Annotated in this window: 10 protein-coding genes; 8 read left to right on the top strand and 2 right to left on the bottom strand. The window is 69.3% G+C overall.

The genetic code is table 11. The annotated features are described in order from the left end of the window. Positions 1–21: 21 nt before the first annotated feature. Positions 22–447 carry a hotdog fold thioesterase gene (locus NNL39_RS11810; protein WP_255159475.1) on the bottom strand — a complete coding sequence of 142 codons (426 nt, stop codon included), beginning with the start codon at positions 445–447 and terminating at the stop codon, positions 22–24. 68 nt (positions 448–515) lie between these two features. Here NNL39_RS11810 and polA point away from each other — a divergent pair, with 68 nt between their 5' ends. From polA to rpsA, 3 genes are all read left to right on the top strand, one after another. After that, positions 516–3170 (top strand): DNA polymerase I, encoded by a 2655-nt coding sequence (gene polA / locus NNL39_RS11805; RefSeq protein ID WP_255159474.1) that lies wholly within the window; start codon positions 516–518, stop codon positions 3168–3170. Between the two features lie 10 nt (positions 3171–3180). Continuing rightward, complete coding sequence (locus NNL39_RS11800; RefSeq protein ID WP_255159473.1) at positions 3181–4860, top strand: DUF885 domain-containing protein; 1680 nt, start codon at positions 3181–3183, stop codon at positions 4858–4860. 150 nt (positions 4861–5010) lie between these two features. After that, entirely contained in the window at positions 5011–6462 is a 1452-nt protein-coding gene (gene rpsA, locus NNL39_RS11795) for a 30S ribosomal protein S1 (protein ID WP_255159472.1), read from the top strand. A gap of 86 nt (positions 6463–6548) precedes the next feature. On the opposite strand, the gene NNL39_RS11790 is transcribed toward rpsA, so the two are convergent. Then, the gene (locus tag NNL39_RS11790) at positions 6549–7145 is read right to left on the bottom strand and encodes a DUF4126 domain-containing protein (RefSeq protein WP_255159471.1); all 597 of its coding nucleotides are present in this window, start codon (positions 7143–7145) and stop codon (positions 6549–6551) included. Between the two features lie 73 nt (positions 7146–7218). On the opposite strand from NNL39_RS11790, the gene coaE reads away from it, so the two are divergent. The 5 genes from coaE to rapZ are packed head-to-tail and all read left to right on the top strand — an operon-like array spanning position 7219 to position 15712. Continuing rightward, a complete protein-coding gene (gene coaE / locus NNL39_RS11785; protein WP_255159470.1) occupies positions 7219–7854 on the top strand; it encodes a dephospho-CoA kinase in 636 nt (211 codons plus the stop codon). Between the two features lie 9 nt (positions 7855–7863). Then, complete coding sequence (uvrB, locus tag NNL39_RS11780) at positions 7864–9945, top strand: excinuclease ABC subunit UvrB (protein ID WP_255159469.1); 2082 nt, start codon at positions 7864–7866, stop codon at positions 9943–9945. Between the two features lie 38 nt (positions 9946–9983). Continuing rightward, the gene (gene uvrA, locus NNL39_RS11775; RefSeq protein WP_255159468.1) at positions 9984–12902 is read left to right on the top strand and encodes an excinuclease ABC subunit UvrA; all 2919 of its coding nucleotides are present in this window, start codon (positions 9984–9986) and stop codon (positions 12900–12902) included. Between the two features lies 1 nt (position 12903). After that, positions 12904–14805 (top strand): excinuclease ABC subunit UvrC, encoded by a 1902-nt coding sequence (uvrC, locus tag NNL39_RS11770; RefSeq protein WP_255159467.1) that lies wholly within the window; start codon positions 12904–12906, stop codon positions 14803–14805. 34 nt (positions 14806–14839) lie between these two features. Next, positions 14840–15712: an RNase adapter RapZ gene (rapZ, locus tag NNL39_RS11765; protein ID WP_255159466.1), complete on the top strand. Its 873-nt coding sequence runs from the start codon at positions 14840–14842 to the stop codon at positions 15710–15712. The last annotated feature ends 7 nt before the right edge of the window (positions 15713–15719 follow it).

Below are 15719 nucleotides of genomic sequence, written 5' to 3'. Positions count from 1 at the left end.
CCCGCGCATCCCGCGACCTCGTCAGCGGTCGCGCAGCATGTTCGTCATGCGGACGGTCGAGAGCCGGCGGCCGGCCTCGTCGGTCATGACGATCTCATGGGTCGCGAGCGTGCGCCCGAGAACGAGCGCCGTGCACGTTCCCGTGACGATGCCCTCGGTGATCGAGCGGCTGTGCGTCGCGTTGATCTCGATGCCGACCGCGTAGCGGCCGGGCCCTGCGTGGATCGCCGCCGAGATCGACCCCAGGCTCTCACCGAGCACGACGTGCGCGCCGCCGTGCAGCAGGCCGATGACCTGCGTGTTGCCCTCCACGGGCATGGTGGCGACCGAGCGCTCGGCCGAGAGCTCGAGGAACTCGATTCCCATCTTCCGGCACAGGGCACCACCGCCGGTGCCGACGAGACGATCGACGAGCTCGGGATCGAGGTCGGGGGGCAGCAGGGTCATGGCATCCTCGGCGGGGCCGGGCGGGCTGCGCCCGGGAGCGGGTCGGGGCGCCTCGCTAGGCTGGCCCCGTGACGGACTCCGCAAAGCCTACCCTTCTGCTCATCGACGGCCACTCGCTGGCATTCCGGGCGTTCTACGCCCTGCCGGTCGACAGCTTCGTCACGCGCGACGGGCAGCACACGAACGCGATCCACGGATTCCTGTCGATGTTCCTGAGCCTGCTCGCGAAAGAGAAGCCCACCCACGTCGGAGTCGCCTTCGACATCTCGCGGTTCTCCTTCCGCACGCGCGAGTACCCCGAGTACAAGGGCACGCGGGGCGAGACGCCGCCCGAGTTCATGGGGCAGGTGCCGCTGCTGCAGGAGGCTCTCGCGGCCATGAGCATCCCCACGATCACGAAAGAGGACTACGAGGCCGACGATATCCTCGCGACCCTCGCCACCCAGGCGGCGGCGGAGGGCTTCCGGGTGCTCGTGGTCTCGGGCGATCGCGACACGATCCAGCTCGTCACCGACGACGTCACCCTGCTGTACCCCAACGCGCGCGGGGTCTCCGAGCTCAAGCGGTACGACCCCGACGCCGTGCGCGAGCGCTACGGCATCAATCCCGAGCAGTACCCCGAGATCGCGGCGCTCGTCGGCGAGACGAGCGACAACCTACCCGGCATCGACAAGGTCGGCGAGAAGACCGCGGTCAAGTGGATCACGCAGTACGGCTCGCTCGACGGCATCTGGGAGCACATCGACGAGATCGGCGGTGTGGTCGGCGCGAACCTCCGCGAGCAGCGCGAGCGCGCCGAGCGCAACCGTCGCCTCAACCGGCTCGTCACCGACCTCGAGCTGCCGGTGCGCGCCCACGACCTCGATCGCCGGCCCATGGACGTGCCCGCGGTCAAGCAGGTGTTCGAGCGTCTGCAGTTCCGTTCGCTCACCGAGCGCGTGCTGAAGATCGCCGAGGCCGAGGGCGCCGACATGGGCACGGCCGACGAGGCCGCCCCGCGCACCGACCTGCCGACGGTGCGCACGCTCGTCGATGAAGAGCTCGCCCTGTGGCTCGCCTCGACGGCCGGGGCCGAGGTGGCGGTCATCGTGGATGCTCCGCACGGCCAGCTCGCCGCCTTGGGGCTCGCGACCGCGACCGAGACGGTGCAGGTCAACTGGGCCGCGCACCGCCCCGACTACGCCGCGCTCGAGGCCTGGCTGTCGAGCGACGCCCCCAAGCTGCTCGCCGATGCCAAGGCGGCCTCCGGCGTGCTCGCGGGCCTCGACATCGCTCTCGCCGGGGTGGTCTGGGATTCCCGCCTCGCGGCGTGGCTCGAGCGCCCGGGCGCGAAGTCCTACGACCTCGCCGACCTCGTGCACGACGTGCTCGGCGAAGCGATGCCGCAGGCCGACCCGAACCAGCTCGTGCCCGACACCGAGAGCATCAGCCCCGCGACGGTCGCGTGGTTCCTGCACCGGCTCGTCGCCGAGCAGCGGAACTCGTTGCCCGCGACGAGCGAGCGCGTGCTCGCCGAGATCGATCTGCCGAGCGCTCCCGTGCTCGCGCTCATGCAGGCGACGGGCATCACGGTCGATCGCTCGGCACTCGACGCGCTCAACACCGAGCTCGGCGAGACGACCGCGCAGCTCGCCGAGGAGGCCTTCGCCGAAATCGGGCGCGAGGTCAACCTCGGTTCGCCCAAGCAGCTGCAGGAGGTGCTCTTCGACGAGCTGGGCATGCCGAAGACGCGCGCGACGAAGACGGGCTACTCGACCGACGCGGCAGCGCTTGCCGATCTCCAGGAGGCGCATCCGCACCCGTTCCTTGGGCTGCTGCTGCAGCATCGCGACGCCACGAAGCTGCGACAGATCGTCGAGACCCTGACGACGGCCATCGCCGCTGACGGCCGCATCCACACGACCTACGATCAGACGGGCACGACGACGGGCCGCATCTCCTCGACCGACCCGAACCTGCAGAACATCCCCGTGCGCACCGAGGTGGGGCACCGCATCCGCGCCGCGTTCACGGCCGGCGAGGGCTTCGAGAGCCTGCTCACTGCCGACTACTCGCAGATCGAGATGCGCATCATGGCGCACCTCTCGGGCGACGAGGGCCTCATCGAGGCGTTCCGATCGGGGGAGGACCTGCACCGATTCGTCGGCGCCCGCATCTTCGGGGTCGACCCCGCCGATGTCACGAGCGACATGCGCACGAAGGTGAAGGCGATGAGCTACGGGCTCGCCTACGGTCTCAGCGCATTCGGTCTCAGCAAGCAGCTGCGCATCGACACGAGCGAGGCGAAGCAGCTGATGGCCGACTACTTCGCCCGGTTCGGCGCGGTGCGCGACTACCTGCGCAGTGTCGTCGAGCAGGCGCGCGCCGACGGCTACACCGAGACGATCTTCGGTCGCCGCCGGCCGTTCCCCGACCTCAAGAGCCCGAACCGGGTGCTGCGCGAGAACGCCGAGCGCCAGGCCCTCAACGCCCCGATCCAGGGCTCTGCGGCCGACATCATGAAGATCGCCATGAACGGGGTTGCGGCCGACATGGCGCAGGATGCCCTGCGCTCGCGCATGCTGCTGCAGGTGCACGACGAGCTCGTCTTCGAGGTGGCCCCCGGCGAGCGAGAGGCGCTCGAGGAGATCGTGCGCGCGCGCATGGGCTCGGCCGCTGACCTTGCCGTGCCGCTCGATGTGCAGGTCGGCGTGGGCCGCGACTGGAACGAGGCGGCGCACTAGGCTCGTCGGCATGTCTGACAGCGCAGCCGACCGCACGCCCACTCCCGTTGATGCCATCGCCGAGCAGTGGGTCGCCACGCTCGTCGAGTTGAGCCCCGACACCGCGACCTACATCGGCGCGGCAGGGAAGCTCGACGAGTACCAGGACTTCTCGCCCGCTGGACGGGCCCGGTACGAGGAGGCCGCCCGCGCCGCGCTGTCGCAGCTCGAGGCGGCGACCCCGGTCGACGACACCGATCGCGTCACGATCACCGATCTGTCGGCAGAGCTGCGGCTCGACCTCGAGCTCGCCGAGGCTGGCTGGGATCAGCGCGACATCAACGTGCTCGCCTCGCCCGCGCAGGGCATCCGCGAGATCTTCGACCTCATGCCGACCGCCACGGAAGAGGACTGGGGCATCATCGCCCGCAAGATGGGCAACGTCGCGACCGCGCTCGAGGGGTACACCGAGACGCTGCGCGAGGGCATCGCTGCGGGCAACACCCCCGCGCGGCGGCAGGTGCTCGAGGTGCTCGAGCAGGCGAAACGGAACGCGGCGGCCGACGGCTTCTTCCCCGAATTCGCGCTGGGCGCGCAGGTCGACAGCGCCGGGCTGCCCGGTTCGCTGCATGACGACCTCACCCGCAATGCGCAGTCCGCCGCCGACGCCTACGGCGCGTTCGCGACGTTCCTGGAGTCGGAGCTCGCGCCCGCCGCGCGCGAGCACGACGCCGTCGGCCGTGAGCTCTACGGCCTCATGTCGCGGCGCTTCCTCGGGGCCACGATCGATCTCGACGAGACCTACGAGTGGGGCATCGAGGAGCTCGCCCGCATGGTCGAGGAGCAGACCCGCATCGCGGGCGAGATCCTGCCGGGGGCGAGCGTCGAGGAGGCGATCGCGCACCTCGAGAAGGATCCGGCGCGCAAGCTGCACGGCCGCGACGCCCTCAAGGCCTGGATGCAGAACCTCAGCGACACGGCGATCGCCGAGCTCTCGCGCACGCACTTCGAGATCCCGGAGCCCGTGAAGGAGCTCGAGTGCATGATCGCACCGACGCCCGGGGGAGCGATCTACTACACCGGTCCGACCGACGACTTCTCGCGACCGGGCCGCATGTGGTGGAGCATCCCCGAGGGTGTCGACGAGTTCGACACTTGGCGCGAGACGACGACGGTGTACCACGAGGGCGTTCCCGGCCACCACCTGCAGATCGGTCAGGCCGTCTACAACCGCGCGCAGCTCAACTCGTGGCGGCGCCTGCTGGCCGGCACGAGCGGGCACGCGGAGGGCTGGGCGCTCTACGCCGAACGGCTCATGGAAGAGCTCGGCTACCTCGACGACCCGGCCGATCGCCTCGGAATGCTCGACGGCCAGCGCATGCGCGCGGCGCGCGTCGTGCTCGACATCGGCGTGCACCTCGGCAAGATCCACCCCGAGACGGGGGCGGTGTGGACGAGCGATGACGCGTTCGCGTTCCTGCGCAAGAACGTCAACATGAACGACGGCTTCGTGACCTTCGAGGTCAACCGCTACCTCGGCTGGCCCGGCCAAGCGCCGTCGTACAAGGTCGGCCAGCGCATCTGGGAGCAGATCCGCGACGCCTACAAGGCCAAAGAGGGCGCGTCGTTCTCGAACAAGGTCTTCCACAAGAACGCGCTCGACCTCGGCGGTGTCGGACTCGACACGCTCCGCAGCGCTCTGCTGGGCTGAGGCCGTCTCCGCGTCGTGTTGCCGCCGCCCGGGCGCGCGGGATAAGCTGGAGAGTCGTCGATTTGACGGCAATCCTGTCCGCATGCCCGGGCGACACTCCGCATCGCGTCGTCCTGGCCTAATTCCTGTCCGCATCGGAGCACCCACTACATGACCCCCGCAACGACCCAGGCCCCCAAGCAGATCGCCATCAACGACATCGGCTCTGCTGAAGACTTCCTGGCCGCGGTCGAACTGACCCTCAAGTTCTTCAACGACGGCGACCTCATCGAAGGAACCGTCGTCAAGATCGACCGCGACGAGGTCCTCCTCGACGTCGGCTACAAGACCGAGGGCGTCATCCCCTCGCGCGAGCTGTCGATCAAGCACGATGTCAACCCCGAAGAGGTCGTCGCCGTCGGCGACACCGTCGAGGCTCTCGTTCTCCAGAAGGAGGACAAGGAAGGCCGACTGATCCTCTCCAAGAAGCGCGCTCAGTACGAGCGTGCGTGGGGCGATGTCGAGAAGATCAAGGACGCCGACGGCGTCGTCACCGGCACCGTCATCGAGGTCGTCAAGGGCGGTCTGATCGTCGACATCGGCCTCCGCGGCTTCCTCCCGGCCTCGCTCATCGAGCTGCGCCGCGTGCGCGACCTCACCCCGTACCTGGGTCAGGAGATCGAGGCGAAGATCCTCGAGCTCGACAAGAACCGCAACAACGTGGTGCTCTCGCGCCGCGCGCTGCTCGAGCAGACGCAGTCCGAGAGCCGCTCGACGTTCCTCAACAACCTCGCCAAGGGCCAGGTGCGCAAGGGCGTCGTGTCGTCGATCGTCAACTTCGGCGCGTTCGTCGACCTCGGCGGCGTCGACGGCCTCGTCCACGTCTCCGAGCTCAGCTGGAAGCACATCGAGCACGCCAGCGAGGTCGTCGAGGTGGGCCAGGAGGTCACGGTCGAGATCCTCGAGGTCGACCTCGAGCGCGAGCGCGTGTCGCTGTCGCTCAAGGCGACGCAGGAGGACCCGTGGCAGGTCTTCGCCCGCACCCACGCGATCGGCCAGGTCGCCCCGGGCAAGGTCACGAAGCTCGTTCCCTTCGGTGCGTTCGTGCGCGTCGCCGACGGCATCGAGGGCCTCGTGCACATCTCGGAGCTCTCGGCCAAGCACGTCGAGCTCGCCGAGCAGATCGTGTCGGTCGGTGACGAGGTCTTCGTCAAGGTCATCGACATCGACCTCGAGCGCCGTCGCATCTCGCTGAGCCTCAAGCAGGCCAACGAGGGCGTCGACCCCGAGGGCACCGAGTTCGACCCGGCCGTCTACGGCATGCCGACCGAGTACGACGAGGCGGGCAACTACAAGTACCCCGAGGGCTTCGACCCCGAGTCGGGCGAGTGGAAGGACGGCTTCGACGAGCAGCGCGCCAAGTGGGAGCAGGACTACGCTGCCGCCCAGGCTCGCTGGGAGTCGCACAAGAAGCAGGTCGCCGCGGCCCTCGTCGACGAGGAGACCCTCGAGCTGCCGGCCGCCGGCGGGTCGAGCTTCTCGTCCGACGCGAGCGCCGGTGGCACCCTCGCCGACGACGAGTCGCTCGCCGCCCTGCGCGAGAAGCTCTCGAGCAACAGCTGATCATCGTGACGCGCTGAGTCATCAGCGTCCGATACGAACGGGCCGCCCCCACCAGGGGGCGGCCCGTTCGTCGTTCGGGATGCGCGCTACGCGGGCGCGACCGAGCGGCGCTGGCGTCGCAGCCGACGGAAGATGGAGAAGACGAGCACGACGAGCCCGATGATCGCGACGACGACGAGGATCGGGATGAGGATCGCGAACAGGCTGAGCATGACCGCGCCGATGTCTTCGCCCGTCGAGAGGACGGGCGCCGCGGCGCCCGCCGTGAGCGCGTTGGCTGCGGGGCGCACGAACATCTTCGCGCCGTGCACCACGAGCGCGATGACGACGCCCGTCACGACGGGCACCCACGCACTCGACTCGAAGAAGGCGGCCGGATCGGTCACCGCGGCGGTCTGCGTCGACGCCCCGGTGCCGAACACGATGCCGCCCGCGGCGGGGCGGATGATCGACTGGATCCAGTCGTTGATCGAGTCGACCGCGGGGATCTTGTCGGCGACGATCTCGATCACGAGGAGCACGCCGAGGATGAGGAGCACCCACTCGTTCTCGAGCCACGACCAGGCGGCGGGAAGCTGCACGAAGTCGAGGAACCGCCCGGCGAGCCCGAGGACGAGCATCGGCACATAGGCGTTGAGGCCCGCGGCCACGGCGAGCCCGGTACCGGTGAGCAGTTCGAGCACGGGAGACCTCCATCGGGGCGCGTGCGAGTCATGCTACCTGCTCGCCATCGAGGCGACGGGGTAGGGTCGGCGAGTGGATGTGATCGGGCTCACGGGCGGCATCGCGGCCGGCAAGTCGGTGGTCTCCGCGCGCCTCGCGCAGCTCGGAGCCGCCGTGATCGACGCCGACGTGCTCGCGCGCGAGGCCGTCGCTCCCGGCACCCCGGGGCTCGAGGCGGTGCGCCGCCGCTTCGGCGACGACGTACTCGCACCCGATGGCTCGCTCGACCGCGCCGCGCTCGGGGCGCTGGTCTTCGCCGACCCGCGGGCTCGCACCGACCTCAACGCCATCGTGCATCCCGAGGTGCACCGGCTCTACCGAGAGCGCCTGCAGTCTCTCGAGGCCTCCGACCCGCGCGCGATCGTGGTCTACGACGTGCCGCTGCTCGTCGAAGCCCGGTCGGCCGACGAGTTCGCCGCGGTCGTCGTCGTGCACGCACCCGCCGATCTCCGGGTCGAGCGGCTCGTCGCGCTGCGCGGCATGGAGCGCGCATCCGCGCTCGATCGCGTGGCCGCGCAGGCGAGCGACGACGAGCGCCTCGCCGTGGCCGACGTCGTCATCGACACGAGCGGCACGCTCGCGCACACGATCGAGCAGGTGGATGCTCTCTGGGAGCGCCTCGTCGCGGAGCGGGCCCGGCACACCGGAGTGTCAGACCCCCTCTCGTAGGCTGAGAGCATGGAACCCACGCGCTCGGTGCGGCCCTTCGAGGTCGTCAGCGACTACCGCCCGAGCGGCGACCAGCCGCAGGCGATCGCGGAGCTCGCCGCTCGCATCAACGCCGGCGAGACCGACATCGTGCTGCTCGGCGCCACGGGCACCGGCAAGTCGGCGACTACGGCGTGGCTCATCGAGCAGGTGCAGCGACCCACGCTCGTGCTCGCGCACAACAAGACGCTCGCGGCGCAGCTCGCCACCGAGTTCCGCGACCTCATGCCGCACAACGCCATCGAGTACTTCGTCTCGTACTACGACTACTACCAACCCGAGGCCTACGTGCCGCAGACCGACACCTTCATCGAGAAAGACAGTTCGGTGAACGCCGAGGTCGAGCGGTTGCGGCACTCGACCACGAACTCGCTGCTGAGCCGTCGCGACGTCGTCGTGGTGTCGACCGTGTCCTGCATCTACGGTCTCGGGGCGGCGGAGGAGTACCTCGAGGCGATGGTGGCCCTGCAGGTCGGCCAGAGCATCCCGCGCGACGCGCTCATCCGCAAGTTCGTCGGCATGCAGTACCAGCGCAACGACGTCGACTTCTCGCGCGGCAAGTTCCGGGTGCGCGGCGACACGATCGAGATCATCCCGATGTACGAAGAGCTCGCCATCCGCATCGAGATGTTCGGCGACGAGGTCGAGGCGCTCTATGCGCTGCATCCGTTGACGGGGGATGTCGTGCGCGCGCTCGACGCCGTCTCGGTCTTCCCGGCCACGCACTACGCGGCCTCGCCCGACACCATGCAGCGCGCGATCGTCACGATCAAGGAGGAGCTCGAGCTCCGTCTCGCCGAGCTCGAGCGCCAGGGGAAGCTGCTCGAAGCGCAGCGTCTGCGCATGCGCACGACCTTCGACATCGAGATGATGGAGCAGATCGGGTTCTGCAACGGCATCGAGAACTACTCCCGGCACATCGACGGCCGCGCGCCCGGCGAGCCGCCCAACTGCCTGCTCGACTACTTCCCCGAGGACTTCCTCGTCGTGATCGACGAGAGCCACGTGACGGTGCCGCAGATCGGCGCGATGTACGAGGGTGACGCCTCGCGCAAGCGCACGCTCGTCGAGCACGGCTTCCGCCTGCCGAGCGCGCTCGACAACCGCCCGTTGCGCTGGGAGGAGTTCCTCGACCGCACGGGCCAGAAGGTCTACCTCTCGGCGACGCCCGGCAAGTACGAGCTCGGCATCACCGACTCGGTCGTCGAGCAGATCATCCGCCCGACGGGTCTCGTCGACCCGGGCATCGTCGTCAAGCCGAGCAAGGGGCAGATCGACGATCTGCTCGAGCAGATCCGTCAGCGCACCGAGCGCGACGAGCGCGTGCTCGTCACGACGCTCACGAAGAAGATGGCGGAAGAGCTCACCGAGTTCCTCACCGAAGCGGGCGTGCGGGTGCGGTACCTGCACTCGGACGTCGATACGCTGCGCCGCGTCGAACTGCTGAGCGAGCTGCGCCAGGGCGTCTACGACGTCCTCGTCGGCATCAACCTGCTGCGAGAGGGCCTCGACCTGCCCGAGGTCTCGCTCGTCGCGATCCTCGACGCCGACAAGGAGGGGTTCCTGCGGTCGGCGACGTCGCTCATCCAGACGATCGGGCGCGCCGCACGCAACGTATCGGGCGAGGTGCACATGTACGCCGACGTCGTCACCCCCTCGATGGCGCAGGCGATCGACGAGACGACGCGCCGACGCGATCGTCAGATCGCCTACAACGCCGAGCACGGCATCGATCCGACTCCACTGCGCAAGAAGATCGCCGACATCACCGATCAGCTCGTGCGCGAGGGCGCCGACACGGCCGAGCTGCTCGAGAGCCGGCGCAGCGGCAGGGCAGACGGGGGCAAGCGTGCCGCCACTCCCGCCCTGCGTCGCGAGGGCCGCGGTGCCGAGGGCGCCGCCGAGCTCGAGTCGATCATCGCCGACCTCACGGCCCAGATGCTGACGGCCGCCGAAGAGCTCAAGTTCGAGCTGGCCGCGCGGTTGCGCGACGAGGTGCAAGACCTCAAGAAAGACCTGCGCGGCATGGTCGACGCGGGCCACGTGCGCTGAGGCCGGCACTCAGGCCGCTGTCGGAGCGCGCACCTAGAATGGCCAGAGTGTCGGCGACCCCCCTTGAGAGTGCTCCCCATCTGAGCGTGCGCGGTGCGCGCGTGCACAATCTGCGCGATGTCGATCTGGTGATCCCCCGCGACGCGCTCGTGGTCTTCACCGGACTGTCGGGCTCGGGCAAGAGCTCGCTCGCGTTCGACACGATCTTCGCCGAGGGGCAGCGGCGCTACGTCGAGTCGCTCTCGGCCTACGCGCGCCAGTTCCTCGGGCAGGTCGACCGCCCCGATGTCGACTTCATCGAGGGCCTGAGCCCGGCGGTCTCGATCGACCAGAAGTCGACCAACCGCAACCCGCGATCGACGGTCGGCACGATCACCGAGATCTACGACTACATGCGCCTGCTGTGGGCGCGCGTCGGCATCCCGCACTGCCCCGAGTGCGGCGAGCGCATCCAGCGGCAGACCGTGCAGCAGATCGCCGACGAGCTCATGACCCTCGAGACGGGCACCCGGTTCCAGGTGCTCGCACCGGTCGTCAGCCAGAAGAAGGGCGAGTTCGTCGACCTGTTCCGCGAGCTGGCGGCATCCGGTTACGCTCGGGCCGTCGTCGATGGCGAGCTCGTGCAGCTGAGCGATCCGCCCGTGCTCAAGAAGCAGATCAAGCACGACATCGCTGTCGTCGTCGACCGCCTCGTGGCGAACGACGACGCGCTCACCCGGTTGACCGATTCGCTCGAGACGGCCCTCGGGCTCACCGAGGGTCTCGTCGTCATCGACTTCGTCGACCGCGAGAATGAGGCCCCCGACCGCACGCGCACCTTCAGCGAGCGTCTCAGCTGTCCCAACCGGCACCCCCTGCAGCTCACCGAGATCGAGCCGCGAACGTTCTCGTTCAACGCGCCGTTCGGGGCCTGCCCCGTCTGCTCGGGGCTCGGCACCCGCATGGCAGTCGACGTCGACCTGCTCATCGGTGATCCCTCGCTGAGTCTCAACGACGGGGTCATCCTGCCCTGGAACCAGCAGGGCAAAGGCCTGTACAGCTACTTCCAGAAGCTGCTCGCCGGGCTGGGACGCGACCTGGGCTTCTCGCTCGACACGCCCTGGGGCGAGCTCGAGCAGAGCACGCAGGAGGCGATCCTCAACGGCAACGACTTCGACGTCCGCGTGAAGTGGCGCAACCGCTATGGCCGCGACGTCACGTACTCCACAGGTTTCGAGGGCGTCATTCCGTACATCGAGCGCAAGTACGCCGAGGCCGAGAGCGACTGGTCGCAGCAGCGGTTCGCCGAGTACCTGCGCGAGGTGCCCTGCTCCGAGTGCGACGGCGCGCGGCTCAAGCCCGAGGTGCTCGCCGTGACCGTCGACGGCCGCAGCATCTCGGCGGTCGCCGAGCTCAGCCTGCTCGACGCGTACGCCTTCATGCAGACGATCACGCTCACCGAGCGCGAGGCGGCGATCGCCGCCGCGGTGCTGCGCGAGATCCGCGCGCGGCTCGAGTTCTTGCTCGAGGTCGGCCTCGGGTACCTCAGCATGGCGCGCGCCGCGGGCACGCTCTCGGGCGGCGAGGCGCAGCGCATCCGGCTGGCGACGCAGATCGGATCGGGACTCACGGGCGTGCTGTACGTGCTCGACGAGCCGTCGATCGGTCTGCACCAGCGCGACAACCGTCGCCTGATCGACACGCTCGTCAAACTCAAGAGCCTCGGCAACACCCTCATCGTCGTCGAGCACGACGAAGACACCATTCGCACGGCCGACTGGATCGTCGACATCGGCCCGGGCGCGGGGGAGCACGGCGGTCGTGTCGTGCACTCCGGTTCGTACGCCGAGCTCATCGCCAACCCCGACTCCATCACGGGCGACTACCTCGCGGGCCGCCGACAGGTGGTCGATCAGGTGGCGCGCCGCCCGATCGACCCGGCCCGCATGCTCACGGTCGAAGGCGCGAAAGCCAACAACCTGCGCGATGTCACGGTCGACTTCCCGCTCGGCGCCTTTGTGGCGGTCACCGGCGTGAGCGGCTCGGGCAAGTCGTCACTCGTCAACGACATCCTCTACAAGGTGCTCGCGAACAAGCTCAACGGCGCGCGCCAAGTGCCCGGCAAGCACGTGCGCGTGCGCGGCCTCGAGCACCTCGACAAGGTCGTCCACGTCGACCAGGCGCCGATCGGCCGCACGCCGCGATCGAATCCGGCCACCTACACGGGCGTCTTCGACCGCATCCGCGCCCTCTTCGCCGAGACCACCGAGGCGAAGGCCCGCGGCTACCTCCAGGGCCGGTTCAGCTTCAACGTCAAGGGCGGCCGCTGCGAGAACTGCGCGGGCGACGGCACGATCAAGATCGAGATGAACTTCCTGCCCGACGTCTACGTCGCGTGCGAGGTCTGCAACGGCGCCCGCTACAACCGCGACACCCTCACGGTGCACTACAAGGGCAAGAACATCGCCGAGGTGCTCGACATGCCGATCGAGGAGGCTGCGGCGTTCTTCGAGCCCATCTCGGCCATCCACCGCTTCTTGAAGACGCTTGTCGACGTGGGGCTCGGCTATGTCCGCCTCGGCCAGAGCGCCACGACCCTCTCCGGTGGCGAGGCGCAGCGCGTCAAGCTCGCGACCGAGCTGCAGAAGCGCTCGAACGGCCGCAGCGTCTACGTGCTCGACGAGCCCACCACGGGCCTGCACTTCGAAGACGTGCGCAAGCTGCTGCTCGTGCTCAACGGCCTCGTCGACAAGGGCAACGCCGTCATCGTGATCGAGCACAACCTCGACGTCATCCGCGCGGCCGATTGGCTCATCGACCTCGGCCCCGAGGGCGGTGCCGGGGGAGGGCAGGTGCTCGCGACGGGCACGCCCGAGCATCTGGCGACCGTGCCCGAGAGCCACACAGGGTTCTTCCTCCGCGAGCTGCTCGACGGCGAGCCTGTCGCCGCGACGACCGCGGGTCGCGCGAAGCGCTGACATGAGCGCGCGCGAGCACTGGCGCCCGAAGCGGGGGGAGATCCCCACCGAACCGGGCGTGTACCGGTTCACCGATGCCGCGGGGCGCGTGTTGTATGTCGGCAAGGCGAAGAACCTGCGGAGTCGGCTGAGCAACTACTTCCAGCCGCTGCACAGCCTGCACGAGCGCACCCGCCGCATGGTGACCACCGCGCAGGGCGTGGAGTGGACCGTCGTGGGCAGCGAGCTCGAGGCGCTGTCGCTCGAGTACACCTGGATCAAGGAGTTCGCGCCGCCGTTCAACGTCAAGTTCCGTGATGACAAGACGTACCCGTATGTGGCGATCACCCTCGCCGAGCGGGTGCCGCGCGTCATGGTCACGCGCACCCGCGGCATCCCGGGCGCGCGCTACTTCGGGCCCTACACGAAGGTCTGGGCGGTGCGCGAGACGGTCGACCTCATGCTCAAGGCGTTCCCCATGCGCTCATGCTCCGACACGACCTACAAGCGCGCCCAGGCGACGAATCGGCCCTGCCTGCTCGGCGATATCGGCAAGTGCGCCGCGCCCTGTGTCGGCCGCGTCACCCCTGAGCAGCACCGCGGCATCGCGCTCGACTTCGCGTCGTTCATGGCCGGCAACGACGAGGGCTACGTGCGCGGGCTCAAAACGGCCATGGCCGAGGCGGCGCGCGAGCTCGACTACGAGGGGGCGGCGCGCATCCGCGACCAGATCGGCGCGCTCGAGACGGCGCTCGCGAAGAGCGCGGTCGTGCTCGACGACCGCACCGACGCCGACGTCTTCGGCATCGCGTACGACGAGCTCGCCGCGGCGGTGCAGCTGTTCATCGTGCGGGGCGGGCGCATCCGGGGTGTCCGGGGCTGGGTCGTCGACACCGAGCTCGACGTCACGATGGCCGAGCTCGTCGACACGGTGCTGCAGAACGCCTACGACGGCACGGCCGCGCCGGCGCGCGAGATCATCGTGCCGGCGGTTCCCGAGGACGCCCAGGCCCTGCAGACCGTGCTGACCGAGCGGCGACGGGATGCGGGGGAGCGCGGTGCCGTCGTCGTCAAGATCGCCCAGCGCGGCGAGAAGGCCGCCCTGGCCGAGACGGTCGCGACGAACGCGCTCGGCGCGCTCGTGCAGTACAAGACGCGGCGCAGCGGGGACTTCACCGCGCGCTCGCAGGCCCTCGCCGACATCCAGGAAGCCCTGGGCCTGGCCGAAGCGCCCCTGCGGCTCGAGTGCTTCGACGTCTCGCACTTCGGCGGCAGCAATCCCGTTGCCTCGATGGTCGTGTTCGAAGACGGCTTGCCGCGCAAAGACCAGTACCGCAAGTTCGCGATCGCGGATGCCCGTGACGACACCGACGCGGTGTACCAGGTGCTGCGCCGCCGCCTGGCGTACCTGCACGATGAGGCCGCGGCACCGAGCGCACTGATCGATCCCGAGTCGGGGCAGCCCGCCGCGGCGCGCAAGTCGTTCCACTACCGGCCGGGGCTCCTCGTGATCGACGGCGGGCAGCCGCAGGTGGCCGCGGCAGCGCGGGCGCTGCGCGATGAGGGGCTCGACGACATCGCCGTGTGCGGCATCGCCAAGCGGCTCGAGGAGGTCTGGCTTCCCGACAGCGACTACCCCGTCATCCTGCCTCGCTCGTCGGATGCGCTGTTCCTGCTGCAACGGCTGCGCGACGAGGCGCACCGCTTCGCGCTGCGGTACCAGCGCACCACCCGGTCGCGCGATATCCGCTCGCGGTTGTCGAGCATCCCCGGCCTCGGTCCGACTCGCACGACCGAGCTGCTCAAGCATTTCGGCTCGGTCGCACGACTGCGCGCGGCGAGCATCGACGAGCTCACCGCGGTCGACGGAATCGGTCCCGCGACCGCGCGGCTCGTCCATCGGGCCCTGCGCGACGACGGGTAGTCTGGAACCCCGCCCCGAACCGACCTGAGGACCGATGCCTGACACCGCGCCGCACGACGTGCTGATCGTCACCGGCATGTCTGGCGCCGGCCGATCGACCGTCGCGAACGCCCTCGAAGACCTGGGCTGGTACGTCGTCGACAACCTCCCGCCGCAGATGCTGCGTCCGCTCGTGGATCTCGCGGTCCACCCGGGCAGTGCGCTGCCGCGCATCGCCGCGGTCGTCGACGTGCGCGGTGGCAAGCTGTTCGCCGACCTCGCCGCCATCGTCGCCGAGCTTCGGGCGCGCGACACCGTGCGCGTGCTGTTCCTCGAGGCGACCGATGCGGCGCTCGTGCGACGGTTCGAGCAGGTGCGTCGCCCGCATCCCCTGCAACAGGACGGCACGCTGCTCGACGGCATCGCGCGCGAACGCGAGCGCATGCTCGAGGTGCGCGAGCTCGCCGACATCATCATCGACACGACCGAGTTCAACATCCACCAGCTCGCCACGACCGTCACCGAGATCTTCTCGGCGCAGGGCAGCCCGGGAGTGAAGGTGACGCTCGAGAGCTTCGGCTTCAAGTACGGAATCCCGACCGACGCCGATGTGGTCGCCGATGCGCGCTTCCTGCCGAACCCTTTCTGGCAGCCCGAACTGCGCTCTGCCACGGGCCTCGACGCGGCAGTCAGCGACTACGTGCTCGCGCAAGAGGGCGCGCGCGAGTTCCTCGACGCCTTCGAGGCGATGCTGGCCCCCGTTCTCGCCGGGTACGCTCGCGAGAACAAGCGGCATGCAACGATCGCGATCGGCTGCACGGGCGGCAAGCACCGCTCGGTCGCCCTCGTGCAGCAGCTCGCGGAGCGCCTGCGCGTGCTGCCGAGCGTGGGCATCACCGTGAAGCATCGCGACCTGGGACGCGAGTAAGGTCGAT

Origin of the sequence: Microcella humidisoli (assembly GCF_024362325.1) — a bacterium.
Lineage (GTDB): Bacteria > Actinomycetota > Actinomycetes > Actinomycetales > Microbacteriaceae > Microcella > Microcella humidisoli.
This window is presented reverse-complemented; position numbering and strand designations above follow the sequence as displayed.